Annotated in this window: 29 protein-coding genes, 1 tRNA gene and 1 pseudogene; 12 read left to right on the top strand and 19 right to left on the bottom strand. The window is 61.2% G+C overall.

The annotated features are described in order from the left end of the window. Positions 1 to 3: 3 nt before the first annotated feature. Both C4E04_RS08920 and C4E04_RS08915 read right to left on the bottom strand, forming a co-directional pair. Positions 4 to 591 carry a cytochrome b/b6 domain-containing protein gene (locus tag C4E04_RS08920; protein ID WP_109596825.1) on the bottom strand — a complete coding sequence of 196 codons (588 nt, stop codon included), beginning with the start codon at positions 589 to 591 and terminating at the stop codon, positions 4 to 6. 4 nt (positions 592 to 595) lie between these two features. Then, positions 596 to 868, bottom strand: a complete 273-nt coding sequence (locus C4E04_RS08915; protein WP_109596823.1) for a PepSY domain-containing protein — start codon at positions 866 to 868, stop codon at positions 596 to 598. Between the two features lie 249 nt (positions 869 to 1,117). Here C4E04_RS08915 and C4E04_RS08910 point away from each other — a divergent pair, with 249 nt between their 5' ends. From C4E04_RS08910 to C4E04_RS08900, 3 genes are all read left to right on the top strand, one after another. Next, the gene (locus C4E04_RS08910) at positions 1,118 to 1,624 is read left to right on the top strand and encodes a cytochrome b (protein ID WP_109594326.1); all 507 of its coding nucleotides are present in this window, start codon (positions 1,118 to 1,120) and stop codon (positions 1,622 to 1,624) included. Positions 1,625 to 1,740: 116 nt separating this feature from the next. After that, on the top strand, positions 1,741 to 2,436 hold the full coding sequence (locus C4E04_RS08905; protein WP_109596820.1) for a VIT family protein: 696 nt from the start codon (positions 1,741 to 1,743) through the stop codon (positions 2,434 to 2,436). A 194-nt stretch (positions 2,437 to 2,630) separates the two neighbouring features. Beyond that, positions 2,631 to 3,437 (top strand): class I SAM-dependent methyltransferase, encoded by an 807-nt coding sequence (locus tag C4E04_RS08900; RefSeq protein WP_109596818.1) that lies wholly within the window; start codon positions 2,631 to 2,633, stop codon positions 3,435 to 3,437. 47 nt (positions 3,438 to 3,484) lie between these two features. On the opposite strand, the gene gatB is transcribed toward C4E04_RS08900, so the two are convergent. Then, positions 3,485 to 4,960 (bottom strand): Asp-tRNA(Asn)/Glu-tRNA(Gln) amidotransferase subunit GatB, encoded by a 1,476-nt coding sequence (gatB, locus tag C4E04_RS08895; RefSeq protein WP_109596816.1) that lies wholly within the window; start codon positions 4,958 to 4,960, stop codon positions 3,485 to 3,487. Between the two features lie 222 nt (positions 4,961 to 5,182). On the opposite strand from gatB, the gene C4E04_RS08890 reads away from it, so the two are divergent. Next, positions 5,183 to 5,494 (top strand): hypothetical protein, encoded by a 312-nt coding sequence (locus C4E04_RS08890; RefSeq protein ID WP_109596814.1) that lies wholly within the window; start codon positions 5,183 to 5,185, stop codon positions 5,492 to 5,494. 68 nt (positions 5,495 to 5,562) lie between these two features. On the opposite strand, the gene C4E04_RS08885 is transcribed toward C4E04_RS08890, so the two are convergent. Further along, the gene (locus C4E04_RS08885; RefSeq protein ID WP_109596812.1) at positions 5,563 to 6,480 is read right to left on the bottom strand and encodes a DMT family transporter; all 918 of its coding nucleotides are present in this window, start codon (positions 6,478 to 6,480) and stop codon (positions 5,563 to 5,565) included. Positions 6,481 to 6,629: 149 nt separating this feature from the next. Between C4E04_RS08885 and C4E04_RS08880 the strand changes: the two genes are divergently transcribed. Both C4E04_RS08880 and C4E04_RS08875 read left to right on the top strand, forming a co-directional pair. Further along, positions 6,630 to 7,334: a helix-turn-helix transcriptional regulator gene (locus tag C4E04_RS08880; RefSeq protein ID WP_210204633.1), complete on the top strand. Its 705-nt coding sequence runs from the start codon at positions 6,630 to 6,632 to the stop codon at positions 7,332 to 7,334. Positions 7,335 to 7,382: 48 nt separating this feature from the next. Further along, entirely contained in the window at positions 7,383 to 7,907 is a 525-nt protein-coding gene (locus C4E04_RS08875) for a hypothetical protein (RefSeq protein ID WP_109596808.1), read from the top strand. 179 nt (positions 7,908 to 8,086) lie between these two features. Here the strand turns inward: C4E04_RS08875 and C4E04_RS08870 are convergent, their stop codons facing one another. The 4 genes from C4E04_RS08870 to C4E04_RS08855 all read right to left on the bottom strand — a co-directional run bounded on the left by C4E04_RS08870 (position 8,087) and on the right by C4E04_RS08855 (position 11,124). Then, complete coding sequence (locus C4E04_RS08870; RefSeq protein WP_109600959.1) at positions 8,087 to 8,380, bottom strand: hypothetical protein; 294 nt, start codon at positions 8,378 to 8,380, stop codon at positions 8,087 to 8,089. Next, positions 8,377 to 9,897 carry an Asp-tRNA(Asn)/Glu-tRNA(Gln) amidotransferase subunit GatA gene (gatA, locus tag C4E04_RS08865; protein ID WP_109596806.1) on the bottom strand — a complete coding sequence of 507 codons (1,521 nt, stop codon included), beginning with the start codon at positions 9,895 to 9,897 and terminating at the stop codon, positions 8,377 to 8,379. The genes C4E04_RS08870 and gatA overlap by 4 nt, the downstream gene beginning before the upstream one ends. 112 nt (positions 9,898 to 10,009) lie before the next feature. After that, entirely contained in the window at positions 10,010 to 10,297 is a 288-nt protein-coding gene (gatC, locus tag C4E04_RS08860) for an Asp-tRNA(Asn)/Glu-tRNA(Gln) amidotransferase subunit GatC (RefSeq protein ID WP_109596803.1), read from the bottom strand. A 128-nt stretch (positions 10,298 to 10,425) separates the two neighbouring features. Then, positions 10,426 to 11,124: a metal-dependent hydrolase gene (locus C4E04_RS08855; RefSeq protein ID WP_109596801.1), complete on the bottom strand. Its 699-nt coding sequence runs from the start codon at positions 11,122 to 11,124 to the stop codon at positions 10,426 to 10,428. 236 nt (positions 11,125 to 11,360) lie between these two features. Here C4E04_RS08855 and ruvX point away from each other — a divergent pair, with 236 nt between their 5' ends. Beyond that, entirely contained in the window at positions 11,361 to 11,888 is a 528-nt protein-coding gene (gene ruvX / locus C4E04_RS08850) for a Holliday junction resolvase RuvX (RefSeq protein ID WP_109600957.1), read from the top strand. A 53-nt stretch (positions 11,889 to 11,941) separates the two neighbouring features. Here ruvX and C4E04_RS08845 read toward each other — a convergent pair whose 3' ends face one another. Next, positions 11,942 to 12,301, bottom strand: coding sequence for a hypothetical protein (locus C4E04_RS08845; protein ID WP_109596799.1), 360 nt, complete (start codon positions 12,299 to 12,301; stop codon positions 11,942 to 11,944). Positions 12,302 to 12,515: 214 nt separating this feature from the next. Here C4E04_RS08845 and C4E04_RS08840 point away from each other — a divergent pair, with 214 nt between their 5' ends. The 3 genes from C4E04_RS08840 (at position 12,516) to C4E04_RS08825 (ending at position 15,356) form a co-directional block, all read left to right on the top strand. Beyond that, complete coding sequence (locus tag C4E04_RS08840) at positions 12,516 to 13,013, top strand: hypothetical protein (RefSeq protein ID WP_109596797.1); 498 nt, start codon at positions 12,516 to 12,518, stop codon at positions 13,011 to 13,013. 187 nt (positions 13,014 to 13,200) lie between these two features. Then, positions 13,201 to 13,274, top strand: a tRNA-Gln gene (locus tag C4E04_RS08835). A 768-nt stretch (positions 13,275 to 14,042) separates the two neighbouring features. Beyond that, on the top strand, positions 14,043 to 15,356 hold the full coding sequence (locus tag C4E04_RS08825; protein WP_109600955.1) for an adenylate/guanylate cyclase domain-containing protein: 1,314 nt from the start codon (positions 14,043 to 14,045) through the stop codon (positions 15,354 to 15,356). 140 nt (positions 15,357 to 15,496) lie between these two features. Here the strand turns inward: C4E04_RS08825 and C4E04_RS08820 are convergent, their stop codons facing one another. The 5 genes and pseudogenes from C4E04_RS08820 to C4E04_RS08800 all read right to left on the bottom strand — a co-directional run bounded on the left by C4E04_RS08820 (position 15,497) and on the right by C4E04_RS08800 (position 17,538). Beyond that, entirely contained in the window at positions 15,497 to 15,874 is a 378-nt protein-coding gene (locus C4E04_RS08820; RefSeq protein ID WP_109596793.1) for a response regulator, read from the bottom strand. 243 nt (positions 15,875 to 16,117) lie between these two features. Continuing rightward, positions 16,118 to 16,216 (bottom strand): annotated as a pseudogene (locus tag C4E04_RS21380) (aquaporin); the annotation flags it as partial. Between the two features lie 47 nt (positions 16,217 to 16,263). Then, on the bottom strand, positions 16,264 to 16,482 hold the full coding sequence (locus C4E04_RS08810; protein WP_109596791.1) for a hypothetical protein: 219 nt from the start codon (positions 16,480 to 16,482) through the stop codon (positions 16,264 to 16,266). Positions 16,483 to 16,579: 97 nt separating this feature from the next. Then, on the bottom strand, positions 16,580 to 17,308 hold the full coding sequence (gene mtnN, locus C4E04_RS08805) for a 5'-methylthioadenosine/S-adenosylhomocysteine nucleosidase (RefSeq protein WP_109596789.1): 729 nt from the start codon (positions 17,306 to 17,308) through the stop codon (positions 16,580 to 16,582). A gap of 41 nt (positions 17,309 to 17,349) precedes the next feature. Further along, complete coding sequence (locus tag C4E04_RS08800; protein WP_162559335.1) at positions 17,350 to 17,538, bottom strand: hypothetical protein; 189 nt, start codon at positions 17,536 to 17,538, stop codon at positions 17,350 to 17,352. A 243-nt stretch (positions 17,539 to 17,781) separates the two neighbouring features. Here C4E04_RS08800 and C4E04_RS08795 point away from each other — a divergent pair, with 243 nt between their 5' ends. Then, complete coding sequence (locus C4E04_RS08795; RefSeq protein WP_109596785.1) at positions 17,782 to 18,879, top strand: nitronate monooxygenase family protein; 1,098 nt, start codon at positions 17,782 to 17,784, stop codon at positions 18,877 to 18,879. 24 nt (positions 18,880 to 18,903) lie between these two features. Then, on the top strand, positions 18,904 to 19,605 hold the full coding sequence (locus tag C4E04_RS08790; protein WP_109596783.1) for an NAD-dependent deacylase: 702 nt from the start codon (positions 18,904 to 18,906) through the stop codon (positions 19,603 to 19,605). A gap of 691 nt (positions 19,606 to 20,296) precedes the next feature. Here C4E04_RS08790 and C4E04_RS08780 read toward each other — a convergent pair. From C4E04_RS08780 to C4E04_RS08760, 5 genes are all read right to left on the bottom strand, one after another. After that, positions 20,297 to 20,863 (bottom strand): recombinase family protein, encoded by a 567-nt coding sequence (locus C4E04_RS08780; protein WP_109596778.1) that lies wholly within the window; start codon positions 20,861 to 20,863, stop codon positions 20,297 to 20,299. Between the two features lie 141 nt (positions 20,864 to 21,004). Beyond that, the gene (locus tag C4E04_RS08775; protein ID WP_162559334.1) at positions 21,005 to 21,505 is read right to left on the bottom strand and encodes a GGDEF domain-containing protein; all 501 of its coding nucleotides are present in this window, start codon (positions 21,503 to 21,505) and stop codon (positions 21,005 to 21,007) included. Further along, positions 21,474 to 22,484 (bottom strand): cache domain-containing protein, encoded by a 1,011-nt coding sequence (locus tag C4E04_RS08770; protein WP_109596774.1) that lies wholly within the window; start codon positions 22,482 to 22,484, stop codon positions 21,474 to 21,476. Before C4E04_RS08770 ends, C4E04_RS08775 begins: the two co-directional genes overlap by 32 nt. A 475-nt stretch (positions 22,485 to 22,959) precedes the next feature. Next, positions 22,960 to 23,241: a hypothetical protein gene (locus C4E04_RS08765; protein ID WP_109596772.1), complete on the bottom strand. Its 282-nt coding sequence runs from the start codon at positions 23,239 to 23,241 to the stop codon at positions 22,960 to 22,962. Positions 23,242 to 23,311: 70 nt separating this feature from the next. Continuing rightward, a complete protein-coding gene (locus C4E04_RS08760; protein WP_109596770.1) occupies positions 23,312 to 24,847 on the bottom strand; it encodes a DNA methyltransferase in 1,536 nt (511 codons plus the stop codon). Positions 24,848 to 25,163 lie beyond the last annotated feature (316 nt).

Genomic DNA, 25,163 nt, shown 5'->3' with positions numbered 1-25,163 from the left:
GGCTCAGGGTGCCCTCTTACGGCCCGTGAACATCGCCTTCACGAGGTTCTCGCCATGCTCAAGGCTGGAAAAGACTACACCCGCCACATGGGGGACGATCAGCCCAATGGTCGTGTAGACGAGGACCTCATGCAGGTCCTCGACCCATTCGGAGCCCCAGAACGCATCGGTCGTCATGGCAAAACCCGTTGCCGCAATGCCGGCGATCATGACGAGCAAGGCTAGAACCATGGCGCCGCCAGCCGGGTTGTGACCGAGATGGCGCGGTGCCGTGAATCGAAGCGCCTGCGCCGCATAGGCCGCGATCTCCCCTGGCCGCCGAACGAAGTCGCTGAATCGTGCATGCCGGGTCCCGACGAAGCCCCACACGATCCGTGCCGCGACAAGTGCCGCGATGGCATAGCCGACGCGGATGTGCAGCCACTCGGTCTCATCTCCGGTGACGAAGGCGAGGCCGAAGAGGCCGACAAGGCTCCAGTGGAAGGTGCGGATGAACGGATCCCAAACGCGCACGAACCTGCCTCCGGGTGAAGCAGTGGCAGCCGCCGGCATGACGCCGGCGGCTTCTGTTGCAGATTTGCTCGCAGTCATGGCGTCACTCCTTGGCGATGATCTCGCCCGAGGTGGGATCGACGAAGAGCTCTGTCCGAGCGTTGTTTGGATCGAGGGCGTAAATCTCGCCGCAGGCCTTGGAGATCTTGGCCTTCTGAACCCGGTAGCCCTGGGCCTCAGCCTTGGCTTTGAGAGCCTCGACCGAGAGCCACTGGCTCTGGGGCGCCGTGGTGCAGGGACGCCCGAGGCTGCTCGCCTGGGCCGAAAAGGCGCCGGCGATGGCGACGATCGTTGCTAGGGCGATGGTGGTGCGCATGTGTCTCTCCTGTTGCGTCCAGCGGCCATGAGGGCCGGCTGGAATGTCCCTGTGAATGGCGCATGCGGGCTGACGCCGCGCTGTGAAGCGCTGTCAGCGAAATGACAGGCAGGCCGAGATAGAGAGTGCGTTTATGAAAGATCCCAGGCGACACTTCCCGGGACAGGAGATTGGACGGTTTCGATCCTGCGCCATGCGCGGGCTGCTGAGGCCAGGACCGTTGTACCCTAATATGGAAGGACATCATCGATGCCGCGCTATTCGAAGTCTCTGATCCTTCTTCACTGGGCCATGGCCGTGCTGATCCTGGCGGCCTGGCTCACGGCCGAGGGCGGACGCCAAGTCCGCCTCAACCCGCCTGTGCTGCATTTCTCGCTCGGGCTGGCCGTGCTCCTGCTCGTGCTGCCGCGCCTGGTCGCCCGCTGGTGGGGCAGCAAAGCCCGCATCGAGGATCCGCACAGCCCCTGGCTCAACCTCGCCGCCAAGGTCGGCCACGGCGTGCTCTACCTCTTCATGATCGCCTTGCCGCTCTCCGGCTGGTACGCCGCCTCGCGGCTCGGCGTGCCGGTGTCGTTCTTCGGCCTGCCGCTGCCGGCCCTTGCGGCCTCCGTACAGGGCGCACCCGGCCCCATCGCCGAGCTTCACGAGACCGGCGGCACGCTCATCCTGATCCTGGCCGGCCTTCATGCCCTCATCGCCCTGTGGCACCAGTTCGTGCTCCGAGACGGAACCATGCAACGCATGAACCCGGTTTGAGCGTCGGACGCACCTGGGTAACACCGGGCAGCAATCGGCTGACGCGCTCTTGCCGGTCGGGCAAAAATCGGCCACGCCGGAGCACAGGCGACTTTGATGGCCCTAAGGAGGTCCGCATGCATCCGCTCCACCGTGAGACTCACCTGATCCAACGGATCGGCTGGCTGCGCGCGGCCGTTCTCGGCGCAAATGACGGCATTATCTCGACCGCAAGCCTCATGGTCGGCGTGGCCGCCGCCTCGACGTCGGCCAGCGAGGTCCTCGTGGCAGGTGTCGCGGGTCTCGTCGCTGGCGCAATGTCCATGGCCGCCGGCGAATACGTCTCGGTGAGCTCACAAGCCGATACGGAGAATGCGGATCTTGAGCGGGAGCGGCGGGAACTCGCGGAACAGCCCGAGGCCGAACTGGATGAACTCACGCAAATCTATGTGAAGCGAGGCGTGGAGCCTGCGCTGGCGCGTCAGGTCGCCCAGCAGATGATGGCAAAAGACGCCTTCGCCACCCATGCCCGGGACGAGCTCGGGCTGTCGGAGCACGTGGTTGCCCGTCCGGTTCAGGCTGCACTGACGTCGGCCGTAACCTTTGCGGCGGGAGCGGCCTTGCCTCTTGTGATCGCCATTATGGCCCCAGCTGCCTGGACGGCACCCGCCATCTCCGGAGGCTCGCTCGTGGGTCTCGCCATCCTGGGCGCGCTTGGCGCGCGAGCGGGCGGAGCATCCGTTCTCAAGCCGACCGCTCGTGTCACGTTCTGGGGCGCATTCGCGATGGCAGCCACCGCCATGATCGGCTCGCTTGTCGGACATGCGGTCTAGGTGTGATCCGGTTGGGTCGAGCTGGCACAGCCCGCCGATTGGCTTGACCTGAAACCATCAGCATCGCCCTCATGCCGGCCCCATGGTGATGCCCGCGGGAATCGGTTTCTCTACCCCTCGGCCTCCTCCCTATGCGCCCTTGCGGCCATGCTTCGCGGGCGCGATGATCGGGTCTTTCACGGTGGAGGTGGGCCATGAGCACCGCCGATGTCACCTTTGCGGGCTCGATCCCGGCGATCTACGAACAGTATCTGGTTCCCCTTCTCTTCGCGCCCTATGCACAGGATATGGCGGAGCGCGTGCGGAGCGACGCCCCGCGGCGGATCCTTGAGACGGCAGCGGGGACGGGAGCCGTCACCCGCGCCCTCGCGGCGGCGCTGCCGGAGGCCGAGATCGTTGCGACTGACCTCAACCAGGCGATGCTCGACCGGGCCGCATCGACCATTTCGGGCGGGCGGGTGCGATGGCAGCAGGCCAACGCACAGGCCCTTCCGTTCGATGACGGGACTTTCGATGCGCTGGTGTGCCAGTTCGGCGCCATGTTCTTCCCTGACAAGATCGGGGCCTTTCGGGAGGCGTTGCGCGTGCTCAAGCCCGCCGGACGGCTCCGGTTCAGCGTCTGGAATAATCTCGCGGCAAATCCAATGAGCGAGGTCGTGCATGATGCGGTGGGCGACGTCTTCCCGGATGACCCTCCGCGATTCTTCGAACGCGCGCCATTCGGCTATTTCAACTCGGAGCGCATCCGCGACGACCTCCGGAACGCGGGTTTCGGAACGATCGAGATCGAGACCGTCGAGAAGGTATCGCAGGCCCCCTCGCCCCGCGAGGTCGCCATCGGCCTATGCCAGGGAACGCCCCTGCGCGGTGAAATCGAGGCTCGTGGCGCCGACCGTCTCGCCGAGGTGACGGACCGGGTCGCCGCCGCCCTCGCCGAACATTTCGGCTCCTCGGCCTTCGAGAACCGCATGAGCGCCCATGTCGTGTTGGCACGGGCCTAAGAGGCCCGGCCTGGAGCACTATGGAACGGGCAGGAGGCTCCTGCCCGTTACTCGATACCGAGCTTCGCCTTAAGCAGCTCGTTCACGGCCTGCGGGTTGGCCTTGCCGCCGGTCTGTTTCATGACCTGGCCGACGAACCAGCCGAGCAGGGTGGGCTTCGCCTTAGTCTGCTCGACCTTGTCCGGGTTGGCGGCGATCACGGCATCGATGGCCTTCTCGATGGCGCCGGTGTCGGTCACCTGCTTCATGCCGCGGGCCTCGACGATCGCGCGTGGGTCGCCGCCCTCGGTGAAGACGATCTCGAACAAGTCCTTGGCGATCTTGCCCGAGATCACGCCCTCGCCGATCAGGTCGATGACGCCGCCGAGCTGGTCCGCCGAGACGGGCGAGGAGGCGATGTCCTTGCCTTCCTTATTGAGGCGGCCGAAGAGCTCGTTGATGACCCAGTTCGCGGCCGCCTTGCCGTCGCGGCCCTTGGCCACGGCCTCGTAGAAATCGGCGGAAGCGCGCTCGGCCACCAGAACGCCGGCATCGTAGGCCGGCAGGCCGTAATCGGCCATGAAGCGGGCCTTCTTCTCGTCGGGCAATTCCGGCAGGTGCTGGGCGAGGTCTTCCACATAGGCCTGGTCGAACTCGAGCGGCAGCAGGTCCGGATCGGGGAAATAGCGGTAATCGTGCGCCTCTTCCTTGGAGCGCATGGAGCGGGTCTCGCCACGGCCCGGATCGAACAGACGGGTCTCCTGCTCGATGACGCCGCCATCCTCAAGGATGCCGATCTGGCGGCGCGCCTCGACCTCGATGGCCTGGCCGATGAAGCGGATCGAGTTGACGTTTTTGATCTCGCAGCGTGTGCCGAGGGGCTCGCCGGGGCGGCGCACGGACACGTTCACGTCGGCCCGCAGGTTGCCCTTCTCCATGTCGCCGTCGCAGGTGCCGAGATAGCGCAGGATCGTGCGCAGCTTGGTCACATAGGCGCGCGCCTCGTCGGAGGAGCGCAGGTCCGGCTTGGAGACGATCTCCATGAGGGCGACGCCCGAGCGGTTGAGGTCGACGAAGCTCATGGTCGGGTGCAGGTCGTGGATCGACTTGCCGGCATCCTGCTCCAGATGCAGGCGCTCGACGCCGACCGTGATGGTCTCGCCGGTCTCCGGCACGTCGACGATCACCGTCCCCTCACCCACGATGGGGCTCTTGTACTGACTGATCTGGTAGCCCTGGGGCAGGTCCGGATAGAAATAATTCTTCCGGTCGAAGGTGCTCTTCAGGTTGATCTGCGCCTTCAGGCCGAGCCCGGTGCGGATCGCCTGGCGCACGCATTCCTCATTAATGACCGGGAGCATCCCCGGCATAGCGGCGTCGACCAGCGAGACGTGGCTGTTCGGATCGCCCCCGAAGGCCGTCGAGGCCCCGGAGAACAGCTTGGCCTGGCTCGTCACCTGGGCATGGATCTCCATGCCGATGACGATTTCCCAATCGCCTGTGGCGCCCTTGATGAGCTTCTTTGGATTGACCGGAGCGTTCATGCGGCCTCGCGCCTTCAGAATACGATGATTTGGAACCGGAGTAAGAGCCTCGGGCCGCTCCGGTCAACCCCTTTCGAATCTGAACATCTGTTCAGGTTACGCAGAGTATTGTTAAGTTCATTTATAATTTGTGCACAGATATTTAACCATGAAGCGGGGCCTCCATGAAACCACGGCCGATATCGGGCGTTGTTCGGCTGGTAAATGGTCAAGGAGATAACGATGGCTGTAGATCCGATGGATCGCGATCCAAACCTGTACAACCGAGAGACTGAGGTCTACGACCGCGAGGCTCGCGGCTCGAATACTCTCGCATACTTGATTGGCGGCCTCGTGATCGCCCTCGGCTTGCTGGCCTTCCTCTTCTATGACGGCGGCAACCGGGACGTGAGCACGACCGGCAGCACCACTGCTCCGCAAACCCAGACGGAGCCCGCAGCACCGAACTCGCCCAATACGGGCTCGACGACCGCTCCGGCCGCCCCGGCTTCGCCCGCGGCTCCGTCGACCGGTTCGCCTGCGCCGAAGCCGTAACGCCCCGCGCGTTATCGAGTTTGCATCCATGGGCCTGACCACCCGGTCAGGCCCATTTTCATGCCTTCTCAGGTGGTCCCGAGGGCCGGCCGGAAAATTCTCCTGGGAAGGGTCATCAGTGCGACCCCCGCGAGGATGCAGACGAGACCGATCCAGGCGGAGGAATCCAGCCTCTCGCCGAGGAAATAAGCGCCGATCGCAACGCCGATGGGAGCCCGCAGGTAGCCCTGCGCCGTCGTGCCCACGGATCCGAGGGTGTGGATCAGCCGGAAATACAGCACGAAGGCCAGGGCCGTGGAGAAGACCGCCAGCCCGACAAGGGCACCCACTGACGTCCCGGACGGGGACAGGGTCCAAGGCCGGTCGACGACAAGGCTGACCGGGATCAGAATGGCAGCACCGCAGACCAGGGACCCGGCCGCAGGCGCCATCGGGTCCAGGCCCTTGAAATTGCGCCCGAAAATCGCCGCCCCAGCGTAACACACGGTTGCCAGCACCACCGCGAGCTGGCCCAGCAGTTCCTGCCCCACATGCTGGAAGGCCTGCATGCCGACGATCACGCAGGTCCCCGCAAGGCCAACCGCAACGCCGGCCATCTTGCGGAACGTGGTCGGCTCATGCCGTGTCCAGAGGACCGTGATCAGAAAGGTGAAGACCGGCGTCATCGCGTTCAGGATGACTGCGAGACCGGCATCCACGGACTTTTCCGCCCAGGCGATTAGCGTGAAGGGAACCACGCTGTTGAGGCAGGCCTGGACGGCGAATTTCCGCCACGTCGCGGCATCTCTCGGCAGCACGATGCCGCGCAGGCGCAGGATGACGAGCAGTACAGCCCCGGCGATCACGGTCCGGGCGGCAATCAGCGTCACAGGCGGAATGGTCTCGATACCGAGCTTGATGAAGGTGTAGGAGGCGCCCCAGAGGGTTGCGAGCGCGGCGAGCAGGGACAGTTCGAGGGCGTAGTTGGGCGGTTTGGCGGGTTTCATCGCTGAGGTCTCTCGGTGCGAGCGGATCGAAGGTGCGCGACCCTGACACGGCACCGGTCCGTCGTCCCGTCGGAACGCTTCGTCCGCCACCGAAACGTTCCCCGATGACCGCCCGGCCTCCGGACGCTAGGATGTTCCCCATGACGAACATGGTCTCAGGCATCACGCTTGCGGAAATCGCCGCCCTGATCGGCGACGTGACCCGTGCCAACATGCTCTCGGCGCTTATGGACGGCAGGGCCCTCACGGCCGGCGAACTCGCCTGGCACGGCGGCGTCGGCGCCCCGACGGCGAGCGGCCATCTCGCCAAGCTGACCGAGGCCCGGCTTGTGGCCGTGGAAAGCCAGGGCCGCCACCGTTATTATCGGCTGGCCTCACCCGAGGTCGCCCAGGCCATCGAGGCGCTCATGGCGGTCGCGTCTTTCGGACCGAAGCGCCACCGCCCGGTCGGGCCGAAGGATGAGGCCCTGCGCCGCGCCCGGACCTGCTACGACCACCTCGCCGGCCGGCTCGGCATCGCACTCGCCGATACGCTGACGGAGCGCCGCCATGTGGTGCTTTCCGACAGTGCCGGTGCGCTCACGGACGAGGGACGCCGCTTCTTCTGCGATTTCGGCATCGACCTGGACCAGGGCGCCCATGGCCGTGCTCTCTGCCGGACCTGCCTCGATTGGAGCGAGCGCCGCCCTCACCTCGCGGGCCGCCTCGGTGCGGCCCTGTGCAGCCGGCTCTTCGAGCTCGGCTGGATCACCCGGATCAAGGACAGCCGGGCGCTCGCCATCACGCCGGTCGGACGCGATGGACTCGCGGCCACCTTCGGGATTACGGAACAGAGCCAAGCTTCCGGTCATTGAGCCTCGGGGCGGGATTGTCCGCCCGCAACTCTATGCAGGGAGGCAGAGATGGCCAGCAAATCCAGTTTCACGCCCGACGAATGGGCCCGGATCGTCGCCAGCCCCATGGTGGCCGGCATGGCGATTACGGCCGCGGAGCCCAGCGGCCTGTGGAGCCTTCTGAAGGAATCCATGTCGAGTGGCTGGGCGCTTCTCGAAGCGAAAAAGGACGCCAATGCCAATCCGCTCGTGAAGGCTGTTGCGGATGACATCGCGGATCCGGCAACCCGGGATGCGGTGCGGCACTCCTTCCAGGAGCGCTTCAAGGGCAGTGAATTCTCGGCCGCAAAGCAAAAGGCGATCGACGAGCTGCGTGCCGTGGCCGGCATCCTCGATACGAAAGCGCCCGAAGACGCGCCCGCCTTCAAGGCATGGCTGAAGCACGTGGCACAGGAAGCGGCTGAAGCCGGCCGGGAGGGTGGTTTCCTGGGCTTTGGCGGCGTCGCGGTCAGCGACGCCGAGAAGGCGACCCTTGCGGAGATCGACGGCGCCCTGTCGGGTGGCGGAACACCCGCCGGGATCGCCGAGACCTAGTCGGCATGGTCCTGTCATTCCGGGGCGCCGCAGGCGCGCCCGGAACCCATAAACACAATGGTTCAAGGCGGGAGCAACGGCAGCCGCTGCGCTTCATCCTGAAACGTCAGTGGTTATGGGTTCCGGGCCCGCACCTGAAGGTGCGCCCCGGAATGACGGTATTAGGTTCGTGCCCTAGCCTAGCGCCCCATGGCGCGCCGCACCGCATAGGCGCCCGCGGCCCAGATCAGGGCCGCGACGACCCTGACGGGCAGGAGCGTCGGGCTGTCATGGCTCACCGGGGCGATCCAGGGGATGTTCAGCCCCGTGACCATCCAGGAGAACAGCACCGCGACGACGAGCGCCACGATGGCCGCGATGATGAGCTTGCCGGCCTGATCGGCCTTCCAGCCGAGCAGCACGGCGACGATCACGAGCACCGGGTCGAAAGCGCTCCAGAGCCAGACCGCGACGGGGACGGAGGGAGGCGTCACGCCTGGGCCCACCAGGCGCCCGGCAGCGTAGTGCGACCGGCCGCATCCTCGATGACCTGACCGGCGGCAAAGAGAGTTTCCTCGTCGAAGGCGCGGCCGATGAGCTGGAGGCCCAGGGGCAGGCCCTGCTGGTCGAGCCCGGCCGGAACCGCGATGCCGGGCAGGCCCGCCATGTTCACCGTCACGGTGAAGATGTCGTTGAGATACATCTCGACCGGGTCGCCCGATCCCTTCTCGCCGATGCCGAAGGCCGCAGACGGCGTCGCCGGGGTCAGGATGGCGTGGACGCCCTTCGCATAGACCTCCTCGAAGTCGCGCTTGATGAGGGTGCGGATCTTCTGGGCGCGGACGTAATAGGCGTCGTAATAGCCCGCCGAGAGCACATAGGTGCCGATCATGACCCGGCGCTTGACCTCGCGGCCGAAGCCGGCCGCACGGGTCTTCTCGTACATCTCGACGATATCCCGGCCATTCTCGCGGATGCCGTAGCGGACGCCGTCATAGCGGGCGAGGTTCGAGGAGGCCTCGGCCGGCGCCACGATGTAATAGGCCGGCAGGGCGTATTTCGTGTGCGGCAGCGAGACCTCGACGATCTCGGCGCCGGCCGCGCGCAGCCATTCCGTGCCCTGTTGCCAGAGCGCCTCGATCTCGGGCGACATGCCGTCGACCCGGTACTCCTTCGGAATGCCGATCTTCAGCCCCTTCACGCCCCGCGAAACGGCGGCCTCGAAATCGGGCACCGGCAGGTCCGTGCAGGTGGTGTCCTTCGGGTCCGGGCCAGACATGGAGCGCAGCATGATGGCGGCATCGCGCACCGTGCGGGTGATCGGCCCGGCCTGGTCCAGGGAGGACGCGAAGGCCACCGTGCCCCAGCGGGAGCAGCGCCCATAGGTCGGCTTGATGCCGACCGTGCCCGTGAAGGCGGCCGGCTGGCGGATGGAGCCGCCCGTATCGGTCGCGGTTGCGCCAAGGCATAGATGCGCCGCGACCGCCGCCGCCGAACCACCCGAGGAGCCGCCCGGGACGAGATGGGAGCCCTCAATGGCCCCGGAGGCGCCTGCGGACACGTTCGAGCCGGCGCGGCGCCAGGGCGACACTACCGGGCCGAAGGCGCTGGTCTCGTTGGACGAGCCCATGGCGAACTCGTCCATGTTGAGCTTGCCGAGCATCACGGCGCCGTCGTTCCACAGGTTCTGGGTGACGGTGGATTCGTAAGCGGGCTTGAAGCCCTTGAGGATCTTCGAGCCGGCCGTGGATTCCACGCCCTCCGTGCAGAAGAGATCCTTGATGCCGAGCGGGATGCCTTCGAGAGCGCCGGCCTCGCCCTTGGCGATCCGCTCGTCGGAGGCCTTCGCCATGGCGAGCGCCTTCTCGGGCGTCTCCAGCACATAGGCATTGAGCGCCCTCGCCTTCTCGATGGCGTCGATATGGGCCTGGGCGAGCTCCGTGGCCGAGAAGGACTTGGCCTTCAGACCCTCGCGGGCCTCCGAGATCGTGAGATGAGTAAGGTCTGTCACGGGATTCGATCCTTGGCATCCCAGGCCTCAGGGCGGGCCGGGATCGTGATGAGGGTTCGCAGGACGGATTGCCTCCGGCGCCCGCGCGGCGACGCGCGAGACGACGGATGGCCTATTCGATCACCTTGGGCACGACGAAGAAGTCGTCCTCCCGCGCCGGAGCGTTGCGGAGGATCTTTTCGGCGCATTGGCCGTCCGTCACGCCGTCCTGGCGCTTCTTCATGGTCATGGGCGTCACGGAGGTCATCGGCTCGACCCCGTCCACATTCACCTCGTTGAGTTGCTCGACGAAGGACAGGATGGCGTTGAGCTCGCCTTGGAGGTGCGGAACATCCTCCTCCGTGACGGCAATGCGCGCCAGATGCGCGATCCGGCGAACGGTTTTCTGATCGACCGACATGGATGGCCAAACCCTTTGATGCGTTTGGCCGGGCTATAACACCCGCCCGCCTCGCGCCGCAATGTCGGATGTGGCCACGACCCTTCCTCCTCTCTCCCCGTGGAGAAAGGAAGCGAAGGAAGCCGCCCTCAGATCGTCACGCCGACGGTCTTGTGCGGCACCACCACCTGGGTGCCCTTCCCGTCCATGGCGGCCACGAAACGGTCGGCGGTCTTCTCGATGATCGGGAACGAGCCGTAATGGCAGGGAATCGCGGCCTTGAGCTTGAAAAAGCGCTGCACGGCCAGGGCCGCGACCTCGCTGCCCATGGTGAAGCGGTCGCCGATCGGCACCATGGCCACATCCGGCTGATGGATCTCGGCGATCAGGGCCATGTCGCCGAAGATGTCCGTATCGCCCATGTGATAAACTGTCGGCTCCCCCGGCGCCTTGACGATCAGGCCGTTGGCGCTGCCCAGGGGGAAATTCACGCCCATCTCGACGAGACCGGCCGAATGGTCGGCCCGGACCATGCTCACCGTGAAGCCGTCCTGCGCGATGGTGCCGCCCGTGTTCATGGGGTCGAATTTCTCGACTCCCTGGCTGGCCAGATACATGCACAGGTCGAAATTCGTCACCACGGTCGCGCCGGTTTTCTTGGCGATCTCGACCGTGTCGCCCACGTGGTCCCCGTGGCCGTGGGTGACGAGGATGTGGGTGACGCCCTCACAAGCCTTGTCCCGGCTGCCCTCGAAGGCCGGGTTTCCGGTGAAGAACGGATCGATGAGCACAACGTTGCCGGCGAAGTCGAGTCGGAAGGCCGAATGGCCGAACCAGGTGATTTTCATGATTGGATCCTCACAATGGCAAGACAGATGGGGCAGAAACCGCGGCCGGCCACGCCCCGTCGGGCTGCAGGCGCGGCATTGGCCGGAAAGCTAGGCAATTCCATACTCTGAGAAAAGACGCGCCTGCCTGGGCGGGATCCATGACGGAGCGGGACGACTTCCGGCCCGCCTTCCTGTAAGGTGCCGGCGACAAGGAGGCCGCTTTGCTCGCCAATGACCAGGAGCTGATCGCGCTCATGCAGGGGCTTTCCCCCCGTGCGCGCCTGATGGGTGTCGACCTCGGCACGAAGACCATCGGCCTCGCCCTGTCCGACGTGGAAAGGCGGATCGCGACCCCGCTCGAGACGATCAAACGGGTGAAGTTCACGCCAGATGCGCAGCGCCTGAAGGCCCTGATCGACCGACACGACATAGGCGGACTGGTGATCGGCCTGCCGCTCAACATGGACGGGACCGAAGGCCCCCGGGCGCAGGCGACCCGCGCCTTCGTGCGCAACTTCAAGCCGATCTACGGTGGGCCGATTCTGTTCTGGGACGAGCGGCTCTCCACCATGGCCGTAACCCGAACCCTTCTCGATGCGGATGCCTCCCGCGCCAAGCGGGCGGAAGCCGTGGACAAAATGGCGGCCGCCTACATTCTCCAGGGCGCCCTCGACCGCTACGAACGAATCGCCGCCGCCGAGGAGGATGCTGCGGACGACGCGCAGCTGCGCTCGGAATTCGACCTCGACATGCCGCCCGAAAGCGGCGCCATGGACGATTGAGGCCGACCCCACGCCCGTGGAGCCGGCCTCTTTCTCAGTATCGGGGACGTGTCCTAGAAGCCGTTGCGGCGGTTCCAGGCGCGGATCTGATCCTTGGTCATTTCCTTCTGGGCCCGCCGGTAATCCTTCATGTATTCCTTCTGGGCCTCGCGGCTGTAGCGCGGCGGCGGCGGATAATAGCCTCCCCGGGGCGGAGGGGGCCCATAGTGGCGCGGCGGCGGCCCGTAATAGCGACGCGGAGGCGGATCGTAGTAATCCGGCCCGTCATAGAAAAACTGGACCTGCTGCACCGTTGCCGGGGCAGACGCCGATCCCACGGACAGAGGCGCGGCCTGCGCATTCAAGGCGCCGAGGCTTAAGATCCCTGCCACTGCCCCCAAGGTCCACCGGGGGACCCACCGACCGAATGTCATGTCGTTGTCTCCTGCCGGTCCTCAACTCGGGTCCGGCCTTGCGCAGACAATGAAACGGCAGAGTTGAACAAACCCTGAATTCCCCTTCGGAAGGCATCCTCGCCGGCGGGACATTTGTCCTAACGCAATGTCCAGCCGCCGTGTTGGCTCTAAAAGGGGTCTACCGGAAAGCGACCGATTCGACGGGCCAGCTTTTCCTTGAGAGGGCGACGATATGAGCCGGGATGACAATGAGAGGCGCCTGGAGCGGGTTCTCTACCGCGAGGCCTTTGAGCGCCGGGATGCCGGTGCAGAAGCCGACAGAAGGAGCCGGGACGCGGACGCGAGGGCCATGCGCAAGCGCGCCGCCCTCAAATCCTGGCTTAAGGTGCGGGACGTCATCCCGCCTCTGCTGAAGGGCCTCAACGAAAGGCTGTCCGTCATTGGGGCCGAGATCAAGGTCAGCGTGACCCCGCCCCATGACTATTCCCACCGGGATTATCCGTCCCTCGGTCGCGGTCGCCTCGACCTTTTCGTGGACGGTCGCAAGACCACCCGCACGCTGGAAGTCGACTTGGCCGAGACGGGAATCGCCCATGTCTACATGTATCTTCCCAAGGAAACCCGGCGGCTGGACATCGACATCGGCGAAGCCAGTTCCGACAGAATTGAATCCGTATTGATCGACTTCGTCGACCTTGCGACCCGCGACGATTTCCCTGGAGAAGCGTGACCGCAGCGCCCTGAGACTGCCCGGCCCCTCCCCTACGGATGCCGCTCGCTTACGCAGATGCAGGAAGCCCCATCCAGGAGGGTTGACCGCGCCCGAAAAAGCCCCTATTTCAGCGCCACCACGAACACCGACCGCCCGCTCCCGGATCGATCTTTCTCCGGCAAGGCGGCGTCAGGGCCGGGCTCGTTGGGGGATAGTTTAATGGTAGAACAGCGGACTCTGACTCCGTTAGTCTTGGTTCGAATCCAGGTCCCCCAGCCATTTGAAATTATTGAGGAATTTGCGATTCCCCTGTGATCTCAAAAGCGGTGTTTTACACCCTGTTTTACAGGTTGGGTTCTAACGACGTTCCTGACAACCTTAGAATCAGCACCCCGCGCTCTTCGTGAGCATCGGTGATGTCCGACTCGGCCTTGCGCGAAGAGTCGGAACCTGCGACCCGATGTTCCCATTTCGTTCATATTGCGAAGTTGGGCAGCGATGGTCGAACGGCTGTGCAATTCTCATGAGGCATCGTCCGGGTCGATTGCCCGCTGTGCCGCACAGGAGGGGTCAGTACCGGCTCGTTCGTCTGGCTGAGAAGCACGGGGCCGACATTCAGCTATGCGACCGTCTCGATAAAATCGCCCTCGACTGCCCTATGAAGTCCCTCCTTTGGGAGCGACCTCGCGGCCAGTACGATCCGAAGTGCAAAGCTCGCCACACGGACTTGGAGGCGATCAGCCACCCTTCCCCGGACCTACCGCCGATGATGCGGAAGCTCATAAGGTGGGAAGGATCGAAAGGTATATCCCCTCCGAACACCGCCCCGTAATCATCCGCCCACCTGCGAGGGGGGCAGATCGACCCAATCAAGGTCTCCATCCGGCGTAAGTCAGATCAGCTTTGTCCCACAGGAGATCACGGCTATACTGACGCCGAATGGTTGTGGCCCAAGTTGCCCATTCGCCCCCTCGAAATCCCGGCTATTTGGGCGCTCAACTGTTTTTGGCGAAGGCTCTGCCGCGCCTGTGCTTGCAGGATCATGCAATGCAACCTGAGACCCGCTATGCGAGAAGTGGCGATCTTCACATCGCCTATCAAGTTTTCGGCGCGGGCTCCGTCGATCTTGTGCTTGTGCCTGGATTCATCTCGAACGTAGAGGAGACCTGGGACAATCCGAGTGCAGCACGCTGGCTAGAGCGGCTCGGTCGATTTGCCCGTGTGATCACATTCGATAAGCGAGGTACAGGTCTGTCGGACCGGGCAGGGTCCGTGCCGACCCTCGACGAGCGAATGGATGACGCCAGAGCCGTGATGGACGCGGCTTATTCCGAGCGTGCCGTTCTGCTGGGCATCTCGGAAGGGGGGGCCCTTGCCATCCTTTTCGCGGCGAGCCATCCGGACCGCTGCTCGTCACTGATCCTTTATGGCGCGTTTGCAACGTTCTCCGGCTGGTATCCGACCGAAAAGAAGCTGGCCGCGTTCTATCGGTACGTTGAAGAGAAATGGGGCACGGGCGAGAGCGTGTGGAAATATGCTCCGTCGATGGCTAACGACGCCGGGTTCAAGAAGATTTGGGCTCGCCATGAGCGGGTGGGCGCAACGCCCGCTGCCGCCAAAGCCCTTATGCGGATGAACCAAGAGATCGATATTTCCGGTGTGTTGAACGCCATCCGCGTCCCGACGCTGGTGATTCACCGGACGGAGGACATCGCAGTGGGCATCGAGGATGGTCGCTTCTTAGCCCAGCACATCCCGCATGCGCGTCTGGCGGAATTTGCGGGGACGGATCACCTGCCCTACATTGGCGAGAACGCAGACGACATCGCCAATGAGATCCAGGAGTTCGTAACCGGTTCTCGGGCTGCTGTGGAGGTGGATCGCGTCCTTGCTACGGTTTTGCTCACGGACATCGTAGGCTCAACCAAGCGGGCATCGGACCTTGGTGATCGCCGCTGGCGCACATTATTGGATCAGCACGATAACCTCGTGCGCCAGGAAATCTCCCGATTTCGAGGGCAGGAAGTGAAGTCACTTGGCGATGGTTTTCTTGCTACATTCGATGGGCCTGCGCGAGCAGTTTGGTGCGCGGCGGCTATCATCGGTGTGGCGCACTCCCTTGGCTTGCAAATCCGTTGTGGCCTGCACACTGGTGAGATCGAGTTAAAGGGCCAGGACATTGCCGGAATCGCGGTTCACATCGCAGCCCGTATCGCAGCCCAAGCTCAGGGCGGTCAGGTGCTGGTGTCGCGGACAGTTCGCGATTTGGTGGCGGGCTCTGGTCTCCGGTTTGTTGATGAAGGCACTCGTTCCCTGAAGGGTTTATCCGATAAGGCTCGGGTGTTCTCTGTGGCGGTCTAGTCTTGCTGTGGCTTTATCTGTTTTGGTGCCCACCAGCTTGAGTAGGCAGGCCCCCCTGTGATCTCGGGCAAGTTGATTCTGTAGTCCTTGCCTGCGCAGGACGGAAAGGTTTCAAGCCAAGCTGATTAATCCAATCGGATTCAGTAAGGACTGATCAGAAGCTGCTGACAGGCTTGGACGAGCACAGACAGTGGAACCGGCTTTTCGATCCAGGGAACTTGGTGAAACTCCGCGAGAAGCTCTCGATCCTCCCCATAGCCTGAATAGATCACGAACGGCACCGCCCGCTTCCTCAACTCAAGCGAAATCTCCCGGCAGGTCCCATCCTTTAGCGCTGCGTCGAGGATGGCCGCATCAGGTGTCGATGTCTGAAGCCATTCGAGCGCTGAAGCGCAGGTCGCAAAAGGTCCTGCGATCCGATAGCCCGCATCCTGCAACTCATCTTGAAGATTGATTCCGATTAGAACTTCATCTTCCAAAATAAGCACAAGCTTTTTGCTGTCATCCAGTTGTGTCATCCGCCAGAGAATTAGGTATTTGACTTGAACGCGACATTAACAGGCGAGATTGACTATTCAAAACAGGGTGCTCGTGAAGCAGTACTTGCCATGTTGAGAGCACTATCTATTGACATTGTGTCGAAGAAAGATGGTATGGGCGCTCGATCCGACGAACCTCGAAATGATCAACTCCCACCTCGGAGCTTTCGATAAAGCCCCTGTCGGGCAGCAGCCCATTTCCGGATGCCCAGATCGTGAAGCGACGAACTGGGCCGGACCGGTGCTGCGGGCGGGATTGACGGACGTGTTGGTGATCAGAATTCCCACGAAGTGAATCAGGATCAGCCCGAGGCCAATCGCTCAGATTAGCGATCTCGTCCGGTGTCCAGGCGGTCACGTCGATGGTCTCACCCCCGATCAGCGGCCCGCTCGCCCTCGATCAAAAGCCCCACGAGATCCTCCGGGACCACGGTTGTCCGGGAGATCTCCGTCAAACCATTTTCCTCGAATGTGTAGTCGATAAGCTCTGACCCGACCTCAACGATGATCATTGCGCGGTCCGATGAGACGTGAACAACAGTTCCACGGCGGCCATCTGGGAGAGCGATAACGTCGAGTTCTTCCATCAAGAACCTTCAGATCCATGTCACAACCGCCCAACAGGCTACGGCTCTATTGAGCTTGAAAGTTTACGCGCAGAGATTGGCGATCCAGCGTCATCGGTCATGGCATGATCCTAAGCAGATCCTCAACGCAAAGCGCCGAGTTGTGGGCGACGGTAGCCACCATTTCAGCGTACGAAAGATGGCTGTCGTCCCCTGCCCCATCCGAGATGGTGCGAACAATATAGGCTGCTTTCCCGAAACGGCGGGCCACTTCGAGGACTGCCGATGACTCCATATCCACGATGTCCCCGCCCAGGGCTTGCAAGCGAGTCCGGGCATCCTGGCAGTTGATAAACACGTCCCCTGACAGGACAGAGCCGAGCCGAATGGTGAGGTTGTCGGCCATCCGGTCCCGGAGGTGCGCCATGGTTTGCTCAACTTGGGCTGGGACAGGCGAAAGGTTCTGCAAGGGCTTCGCAACTCCCGGCAATGGATAATCGCCGTCTGCGACACAGGTGAAGACGCCATTGCTCACCAGACCATAATCGTGGGTAGCTCCCCTGGTGACCAGCACCACTGAGCCGACCTCAAGATCGGTCAAGGCTCCAGCGACACCGGAGAAAATCAGGTCGTCGCAGCCGAAAGTCGTGAACAGAATCGTCGCTAATGTGGCAGCGTTGACCTTACCGATGCCGGATTGGGCCAGGACGATGGGGCGAGAGCGGTTCGGAACCTGTCCCTTCCAGAACTCAAACCCAGCCAGGGTCAGGGACGCCTTGTCAAACTTGAGCCGATGATGAAGCGCGTCGAATTCTTCGGGTGTCGCGCAGAGAATACCTGTGGTCATCGAAGCTGCCGTCTCTCATGAAAGTACAAACTAGAGCCTCCTTACACTTCAGCCTCTTTCGCCGCAGCCGCCGCCCACAGTCCCAGAATTATGTCTGGATCTGTGATCTTGAGAAGCTCTTCGATGCTCATACCAGCAGAGAGCCCGTAATGAAGTATCTGTTCGCGGTCAGCTTCAAAGGTATCCTGGTCCGCCCATTCAGGGCGGGCGTCAATCAGGGCGTTCATCATTCTCCAAACTCTATGGGAATGCGACTGGCCGAACATCACCGTCCTTCCGGTATCTTGTTTCAGTATTCCGCAGAATGTCAGAAAAAATCGAACAGATGATGAACAGGGCTTTGGATCTGAGATCCGCCGCTATTAAGGCAGGAAGCGTTGATCGAGCGCTGTAGGTCCAGTTCCTTTCACCCTCCTGAACCGGGACAGCAGCGCTATAAGGATTGAAACACACGAGCAGCAAAGGATCGCACCATGTGGCCAGATCGTCGCTTCCAAGATTTCTTTGGCATCGAATTGCCAATCATTCAGGCCCCAATGGCGGGTTCAGTCGGGTCCGAGATGGTGATCGCGGTCTCTGAAGCAGGCGGACTTGGCTCCCTGCCTTGTGCAATGCTCAACCCTGAGCAGATGAGGAACGAGCTTGGGGTCATTCGCCAGAGGACTTCCCGGCCCATCAACCTCAATTTCTTCTGCCACCGACCACCAAAGGCTGACCCGGTACGGGAGGCTGCCTGGAAACAGCGTCTGGAAGGCTACTACGTCGAACTCGGGCTTGATCCACAAGTGCTCGTTCCTGCTGCGGCTCGTGCCCCGTTCGACGACACCATGTGTGACCTTGTGGAAGAGTTTAGACCTGAGGTCGTTAGCTTCCATTTCGGTTTGCCTGAACCAACTCTCGTGAAACGCGTCAAGGCAACAGGCGCAAAGGTCGTCTCGTCGGCCACCACGGTGGATGAAGCGCGATGGCTAGAGAGCCAAGGGTGCGATGCCATCATTGCCCAAGGTTACGAAGCAGGCGGGCATCGTGGGATCTTCCTAACCAGCGACATCTCGACTCAAGCGGGTACGATGGCGCTGGTGCCCCAGATTGTAGATGCTGTGAGCGTACCGGTGATCGCCGCAGGCGGGATCGCGGACGCACGGGGCATCGTTGCCGCCCTCGCGTTAGGAGCCTCAGCAGTCCAGATCGGAACCGCCTATCTCTTCTCTCCCGAAGCCAAAGTTAGTTCGATCCATCGTAATGCTCTTAAACGAGCAAAGGACAATGACACCGTTCTTACGAATGTGTTCACAGGTCGGCCTGCCCGTGGAATCGTTAACCGGGTCGTGCACGAGGTCGGCCCTATGTCGGATCTTGCGCCGGTGTTTCCGCTCGCTTCTGGTGCGTTGGCTCCGATCCGCTCAAAAGCTGAGGCAGGCGGATCAGGTGATTTTTCGCCCTTGTGGGCGGGTCAGGCCGCTGCTCTCGGGCGAGAAGCTCCGGCTGGTGAACTCACGCAGCAACTCGGCTTAGATGTGCTTGCCATCCTCTCCCGCTTGAACCCTGCTGGTGGGGCTTCTTCGGCTTAATCTTGGAACGGGATTGGAAGGCAGATGAACATCTTCGTACTGACTGGCGCGGGCATATCCGCAGCGAGCGGCCTTGGGACCTTCCGTGACAAGGATGGTCTGTGGACTCACTTCGATCCCATGAAGCTGGCGACACCAGAGGCGTTCGCCCGAGATCCCAATGAGGTCCACGCATTCTACAACATGCGGCGACGAAACCTGATTGAGGCTGAGCCCAACGCTGCCCACCATGCTTTGGCTCGGCTCGAAGCTGGTTTGGGGGCGCGAGGAGGACGCTTATTCCTCTGCACCCAGAACATTGATGACCTGCATGAGCGTGCTGGATCACAGCAGGTGACCCACATGCACGGTGAGCTACTGAAGGCGCGTTGCGTGCAGTGCAATGCGGTTACACTTTGGCACGAGGATCTCAGCATCGAGACACCCTGCCTTTCCTGTGGCTGTGCAGGTGGCCTACGCCCGCATGTCGTCTGGTTCGGTGAGTTGCCACTCTTCATGGACGCCATCTACGATGCCATGCTTGACGCAGACCTCTTCGTGGCGATTGGGACCTCAGGCTCTGTCTATCCGGCTGCGGGGTTCGTGTCGGAGGCACGTGGGCACGGCATCCGCACCTGCGAGATCAACCTTGAGCCGTCCGACAACGCTCGCCGGTTCGACGAAAGGCGATATGGGCCAGCGAGTGAGGCCATTCCTGCATGGGTTAAGGATGTGCTTACGGCCTGAAATGCTCGGTTCACCATTCGCGAGCCGCCTTCAGGCCTCGCCTTTTTGCGGGCTAACCGTGGCGGTTAGCGTAGGTGATCGTCCGGATCGATTGCCTTCTCTGCCCTTACTACTCAGCCGCGTCGATTGGCTCATTACATGCCGCAGACCCCGGTTGAAAACGCACCGGGCACTAACCATTGCCAAAAACTCGTATGGTCGTGTTGGCCCATAAACCACATGATTAGACTCGGCCCCCAAAGGAGCGCCCGAAGTATAGCGCCGGGAAAGCCCACTATGACCGCGATAAAGCTGGTATACAGAAGTTCAAGCAGAGGGCAGCCATACCAGACGCCACGAACGACGGGCCAAAAGTTGCTCATGAAAATGAGCCACCCGAACAGGCCGCCAATTGCGAGGTATGCTCCGCCAAGTCCCTTTACGTTAGCCACGACAACTCTGCCCCCGAAATGTCACGTCTCAGAAGCCATAGTAAAACTGCTCCGCTTGCCTTGGGCAAGGCAGATACGATCACGACTTAACTTGTCCGCAGAGGTATGCCTCAGCGAGTGCAGCTAGAGGCTTAGGCGAATTAGTCCGCAAAGATTGGTTCTCACCAGCGGACGTAGAACTCTACGGACACCGACCTAACGGGTCCGCTATTGGCAAAGCCGAACTCAGGTCTAACCCGACTTCCCGCTTAGCGCTGTCTTTATCCTTTGATCCTGATCGGATTATCGGCCAACACCCTATAGACGCTGGACCGTCCTACTTTCAGGGCTTTGGCGATGTCTGCTGGGGCCATGCCCTCGTTCTTTAATCGAATGATTTCGTCCGTCTGACGGCGAGCCACGGGAACCCGACCTCGGAATTTGCCGTCCTTTTGGGCTTTTTTGATTCCGATTTTTTGACGTTCAAGCAGAATCTCACGCTCCCATTGAACTATTGAACCAATTAGATTCAGGAGAAGACGCCCGTTTGAGGTCGCTGTATCTACGCCCATATCAATGATACGAAGGCTGACTTTCTTCTCTTCAAGGCGCTGGATGATCTGCCAAAGGTGAGGCACTGACCTTGCCAGCCTAGAGAGCGTCGTCACACAGAGGGCATCTCCCTCACGTACCCAGTCAGTGGCCTGCTCCAAGACCGGACGCTGACCGACTGAGGAGGTCTCCTCGACAAACAGTTTTTCGCACCCGAGCTTTTTGAGCATCTCGATCTGATGCTCCAGGCCAGCCTTCTGGTCCGTCGTCGATGTCCGAGCCAACCCCACCAGCATGCTCCGCCTCCCCTGATTTCTGGGACAACTTAGTGGGAATTGCCAAGCTCGTCAAATGGGACAACTCGTGTGGGACGTTTTCAAACAGCTTTCTGAATTCCCACACAAGATTGGTCGTGTGGGACGCCTGATGAGTTTTCCTTATCTCCCGACTGGAGTGGCAACCACGCGGACGCAATTGCGGCCTTCGGCCTTCGCCCGGTACAGCGCGTCATCGGCAGCTTCGAGAAGAGCCGACCGCAGCATTCCCGAGGATGGACGGATCGATGCGACGCCAACGCTGATCGTTGCAACATTGTGAGGGCTTTGGTCATGCCGGATGCCCATTGCGAGGACCGCTTGGCGTATCGTCTCGGCCACGGACAGTGCTCCATTCCGATCTGTTTCAGGAAGCAGCACAGCGAACTCTTCGCCGCCATACCGGGCAGCAAGATCATGGGGCCGTCGAATACTGGCGGTCAGCGTACCGGCCAATGCCCGCAGCAGGTCGTCACCCATTCTGTGACCACAGCTATCGTTATACATCTTGAAGAGATCCGCATCGATATAGAGAAGAGACAGGGAGGAACCGGATCGGATGGCCTGTCGCCATTCCCGCTCGAAAGTCTCATCAAAGGCGCGGCGATTGGGCAATCCCGTCAAGGTACGTTCGCGCCAGTCGTGAAAGCTCCGCTTCTGCTCGTGTGCGGCGCTGTAATTCGCGGCGAAAGACAACCAGTAAGCCCACCACAGCAGAGCAGAGAACGCCGGTCACAAGACCCAGAACCAGTGCTTTTCGCCGCCAGGGTGCAACAATTTCGTCTACGGATAGGGCAACAGAGAGGACCAGGGGAAAGTGATCCACCCGCTCGAAGGTGTAGAAGCGACGGACGCCATCGAGTGCGGCTGTTCCTTCAAACTGACCGGAATCCTCGCGGATGAAGCGCTTGACGGTCGGCGCATCACTCAGGTCCCGACCGATTTTGTCGGCGTCGTAGGGGTGCCGCATGAGAAGGATGCCATCGGCTCGAAACAGACTAACCGAGCCGTTCAAACCAAGATCGAGGCTCTTCAACAGATCATGCAAGCCTGATAGCGATATTCGCGCGGCAACAACACCTCCGAACTCGCCATTCCGCCCCGAAATCCGCCGAGAGAGAATGATGCTCAAATCATCGTTCGCAGCCGTGCTCTTATGTGGATGCCCGAGATACAGACCAGTGAGGCGGTTCGTTTTATGGACCTGAAAATACTCGCGCCCCGCCGAGTTCCAGGGGCGCGGTGCAATGATCGAACCGCCATCAGCAACCAGATCACCATTCGCATCAAGAACGAAGAACGTCCCAGTGAATGAAACCGTCGCCGCGCGATCAAAGAGCCTCCCATGTTGGATGTCTGGCGGCAATTTTTGAAATTCCGGGGTCCGCAGCCCTTCAATGGCTCCTCTCAGGGACAGGTCTACGAGGTTGATGCGACTCGCGATATCTCGCGAGAGGGTCTTCAGCAGGTTATGGGACGACTTTTCGGCTTCGCGCCATGCGGACTCACGGTCCTCATAAATGCTTCGGCTGGAGATCGCCAGGATACCGAGCACGACCACGGCTGCAAGCAGGTAAAGGTAAAGACTGGAAGACCGCTTCATCCGGAACGTCGTCAATTTTCGCTGCTTCGCTCGGTTGCCACTGGAGGCTAGAGGACTACTGCCGTGAATTTAGTTAGGCCGAGGCCAATTCGTTAATATTGAGTTAACTCATTATCTAACAATTGGAGGTAGTTTGAGTTTGCGCCGCAAGGCCAGTTCCGCATGGTTGAGACCATATCAACCGTTTTTCGAGAGCGGCAATCTCGGACCAGTGCTATCATCCTGGCTAGATTACGCGACCGTGGACGGACTGATGGGGAGAGGATGAGAATTGTAGCATGATATTCGCATCGCCATTGATGCAATGTTGTTTCGTCAATAGCAGACAGGCAAAGGCTACTTGGCTGTCTGCCAGACGCCGACAACAGTTCGGATCGGCCAATTTTGTGCCAAACGGCGCTGTTCAGCACTCTTGCTTGCCTTGGCGTTATTGGCCAAAGGAAGCCACTTCAGAAGACCGCAGTCCCCTGCTTGGCTAATGGTGTTGGGCCTTTAGGATACGCAGGAAAACCTGAAAACAAGTCCAGGCTCGTTCCAGCCCCTGCGCAACCCACTCGTCCTCGCATCGGACGTAGAAGAGCACCCCATCATTGATGCCCTGCTGTATGCGGTCCATGATTTCGATGTCATCGCGTTCGCGAATGAAGACTTCGATTTCCGTTAGCTCGTCCGGGAAAACCAAGAGAAGGGCTTCGTCGGAAGCTGCCTCGCGTGGTTCCGGATTTCTGGTTAACGTGTTGAACTCGTGGAAACGCATGTAAATACCCCCGGCTGCATGGTTGTGAGGTATTTATCGAATCTATCCGTATGATCGCTGAGTGGCAGGCTCATTCCGACACCGCCTGGATTTGACCAGCGATGTGTGCTGCCCAACCAGTAACACGCATTCGGGCAAGTTCAGCATATTCACAATCTATCTCTATTCCGGCGAAGCGACGCCCCTCCATCATACAGGCGCATCCCGTCGAGCCACTGCCCGCGAAGGGATCGAGCACCATGGCGTCTGGCTGAGTCGAGATCTGAACCAAGAACTGTAAGATTGACACCGGTTTAGCCGTGGGGTGTGAGTTCGCCATTCCCTCCGGCAGGTACCGATCAAGCTCGCCTCGCGTCGGTCGCGGCGCATGGCAATACCGGGGAAGTTCGCCAAGTTCGTCCCAGATGTTGGTCGGGAGTTGCATATAACCGTTTGGATGTTGACGTAGCGCTGCCCCAACATTGATGCCGCCGACACCATGACGAACAACGTTATCAGTCAGATTTCCATTCATCAGCGGTTTGCGGGCAACGATGATCGTATCGTGGGCCGGTTTCAGGTGACCGCGCACACCACCAAACTGTTTGAAGATTTCCTCGGTTTCCGGAAACGCCTCGATAATTTCCTCCTGGCTCACATCAAACCCTGTCCTTGGTTCTCCCCTCGATCCTGGCGTTGGAAAGCGCCGACGCTTGGCAAAAACCCGCGCAATCTCGTCGTTGGTTCTCGTTGCCCGTATCCGGCGTTTCGCCAGGACGCCATCCACTTTCATGCCCATGCGTAGGCCAGTTCCGTAAACTCGCACGATGTGATCACGAACCTCAAAGCCAGCCAACCGCAGGCTCAGGCTGATCAAATCACTCGTTCGTGGAGCCGAGAAGACAAATGCATGGGCTCCAGGCTTCAAAGTCCTCAGAACCTCAACCCAGACCGATGGCTGCGAGAGTGTATCGTCCCAATGAACCTTTTGTCCTTGGGTCCGCATGTAGCTTCTGAAATTGGATGCCCTCGCGTCCCAGTCATTGCCGTTGCTCCAGGTTCGAACAATTTCAGTCACGAGGTCCGGTGTTAGTTCTCCGAGGCCATAGGGAGGATCTGTAATAACGGCATCGAACTGGGCGTCATCAAATCGTTTTAGGACCTCGCCTGCGTCGCCGTGATGGATTTCGAACGGCTTCGATGCCTGCTCCCAACGGCTATCACTGCCGTATGGGACGATGCGGGCTGACAGGCCGAAGCTGGTCAAAAGAGCGGAGAGGCTTGTGAGATTTCCGTGTCCCCGTTCGAGCGCAATCACGGTCCGCTTCGCCAGACCCGCGATCAGTGCGGCCTCCTCCTGAGACAAACGCCGGGCCTGTCGAAGCTCTCGGAGCCACTTCGGAATAGGCATACCAGATGACTGACCGTCGAACTGTCCCCCCAGAGCTTCCAACACTGGGATCAATGAGTTCATGGTCCCCCGCCCAGCTTCCAGCCCTGCGACCGTCTCCGGCACGACGCTGACAGCCTCGGCCAGCCGAACCTGAGACATCCGTCTGAGGCGACGGAGGGCACGAAGTTCGGCACCGAGCGTGACTAAACCACCATCGAAAATCGGGACATTCATGAGTATCAAGGAGGATCAAAGATGCGCTTCAGTTCCACCCAGATACCGGAAAACCTGCACCCGTCAAAAGCACTTTCACGATTCTGTGGATGTTTAGGCAACCCAAATCCGGTAAGCGGCATGCCCCAATCTGATAAATTATTACATGACCACGAAATGCTGCTCCGCCAACCGCTGCGCCCGGATCGAGTGCCCCAGATGTGCGAAGCGATATGCCCGACGTGCTGCTCACTCGTTCCTTGAGGCTTCCGTAGGCAGGATTTACTCGGTCCACATCGACGCAGGAACCGCAACTCTCCCCGAATTCGCGAATTGG

It is taken from the genome of Microvirga sp. 17 mud 1-3, assembly GCF_003151255.1.
Classification (GTDB): domain Bacteria; phylum Pseudomonadota; class Alphaproteobacteria; order Rhizobiales; family Beijerinckiaceae; genus Microvirga.
This window is presented reverse-complemented; position numbering and strand designations above follow the sequence as displayed.

What these genes read in the sequence shown, in the direction of transcription:
- C4E04_RS08920 (WP_109596825.1), bottom strand. Translation starts at nt 591, where the DNA reads ATGACTGCGAGCAAATCTGCAACAGAAGCCGCCGGCGTCATGCCGGCG.
- C4E04_RS08915 (WP_109596823.1), bottom strand. Translation starts at nt 868, where the DNA reads ATGCGCACCACCATCGCCCTAGCAACGATCGTCGCCATCGCCGGCGCC.
- C4E04_RS08910 (WP_109594326.1), top strand. Translation starts at nt 1,118, where the DNA reads ATGCCGCGCTATTCGAAGTCTCTGATCCTTCTTCACTGGGCCATGGCC.
- C4E04_RS08905 (WP_109596820.1), top strand. Translation starts at nt 1,741, where the DNA reads ATGCATCCGCTCCACCGTGAGACTCACCTGATCCAACGGATCGGCTGG.
- C4E04_RS08900 (WP_109596818.1), top strand. Translation starts at nt 2,631, where the DNA reads ATGAGCACCGCCGATGTCACCTTTGCGGGCTCGATCCCGGCGATCTAC.
- gatB (WP_109596816.1), bottom strand. Translation starts at nt 4,960, where the DNA reads ATGAACGCTCCGGTCAATCCAAAGAAGCTCATCAAGGGCGCCACAGGC.
- C4E04_RS08890 (WP_109596814.1), top strand. Translation starts at nt 5,183, where the DNA reads ATGGCTGTAGATCCGATGGATCGCGATCCAAACCTGTACAACCGAGAG.
- C4E04_RS08885 (WP_109596812.1), bottom strand. Translation starts at nt 6,480, where the DNA reads ATGAAACCCGCCAAACCGCCCAACTACGCCCTCGAACTGTCCCTGCTC.
- C4E04_RS08880 (WP_210204633.1), top strand. Translation starts at nt 6,630, where the DNA reads ATGGTCTCAGGCATCACGCTTGCGGAAATCGCCGCCCTGATCGGCGAC.
- C4E04_RS08875 (WP_109596808.1), top strand. Translation starts at nt 7,383, where the DNA reads ATGGCCAGCAAATCCAGTTTCACGCCCGACGAATGGGCCCGGATCGTC.
- gatC (WP_109596803.1), bottom strand. Translation starts at nt 10,297, where the DNA reads ATGTCGGTCGATCAGAAAACCGTTCGCCGGATCGCGCATCTGGCGCGC.
- C4E04_RS08855 (WP_109596801.1), bottom strand. Translation starts at nt 11,124, where the DNA reads ATGAAAATCACCTGGTTCGGCCATTCGGCCTTCCGACTCGACTTCGCC.
- ruvX (WP_109600957.1), top strand. Translation starts at nt 11,361, where the DNA reads ATGCAGGGGCTTTCCCCCCGTGCGCGCCTGATGGGTGTCGACCTCGGC.
- C4E04_RS08845 (WP_109596799.1), bottom strand. Translation starts at nt 12,301, where the DNA reads ATGACATTCGGTCGGTGGGTCCCCCGGTGGACCTTGGGGGCAGTGGCA.
- C4E04_RS08840 (WP_109596797.1), top strand. Translation starts at nt 12,516, where the DNA reads ATGAGCCGGGATGACAATGAGAGGCGCCTGGAGCGGGTTCTCTACCGC.
- C4E04_RS08825 (WP_109600955.1), top strand. Translation starts at nt 14,043, where the DNA reads ATGCAACCTGAGACCCGCTATGCGAGAAGTGGCGATCTTCACATCGCC.
- C4E04_RS08820 (WP_109596793.1), bottom strand. Translation starts at nt 15,874, where the DNA reads ATGACACAACTGGATGACAGCAAAAAGCTTGTGCTTATTTTGGAAGAT.
- C4E04_RS08810 (WP_109596791.1), bottom strand. Translation starts at nt 16,482, where the DNA reads ATGGAAGAACTCGACGTTATCGCTCTCCCAGATGGCCGCCGTGGAACT.
- mtnN (WP_109596789.1), bottom strand. Translation starts at nt 17,308, where the DNA reads ATGACCACAGGTATTCTCTGCGCGACACCCGAAGAATTCGACGCGCTT.
- C4E04_RS08800 (WP_162559335.1), bottom strand. Translation starts at nt 17,538, where the DNA reads ATGATGAACGCCCTGATTGACGCCCGCCCTGAATGGGCGGACCAGGAT.
- C4E04_RS08795 (WP_109596785.1), top strand. Translation starts at nt 17,782, where the DNA reads ATGTGGCCAGATCGTCGCTTCCAAGATTTCTTTGGCATCGAATTGCCA.
- C4E04_RS08790 (WP_109596783.1), top strand. Translation starts at nt 18,904, where the DNA reads ATGAACATCTTCGTACTGACTGGCGCGGGCATATCCGCAGCGAGCGGC.
- C4E04_RS08780 (WP_109596778.1), bottom strand. Translation starts at nt 20,863, where the DNA reads ATGCTGGTGGGGTTGGCTCGGACATCGACGACGGACCAGAAGGCTGGC.
- C4E04_RS08770 (WP_109596774.1), bottom strand. Translation starts at nt 22,484, where the DNA reads ATGAAGCGGTCTTCCAGTCTTTACCTTTACCTGCTTGCAGCCGTGGTC.
- C4E04_RS08765 (WP_109596772.1), bottom strand. Translation starts at nt 23,241, where the DNA reads ATGCGTTTCCACGAGTTCAACACGTTAACCAGAAATCCGGAACCACGC.
- C4E04_RS08760 (WP_109596770.1), bottom strand. Translation starts at nt 24,847, where the DNA reads ATGAATGTCCCGATTTTCGATGGTGGTTTAGTCACGCTCGGTGCCGAA.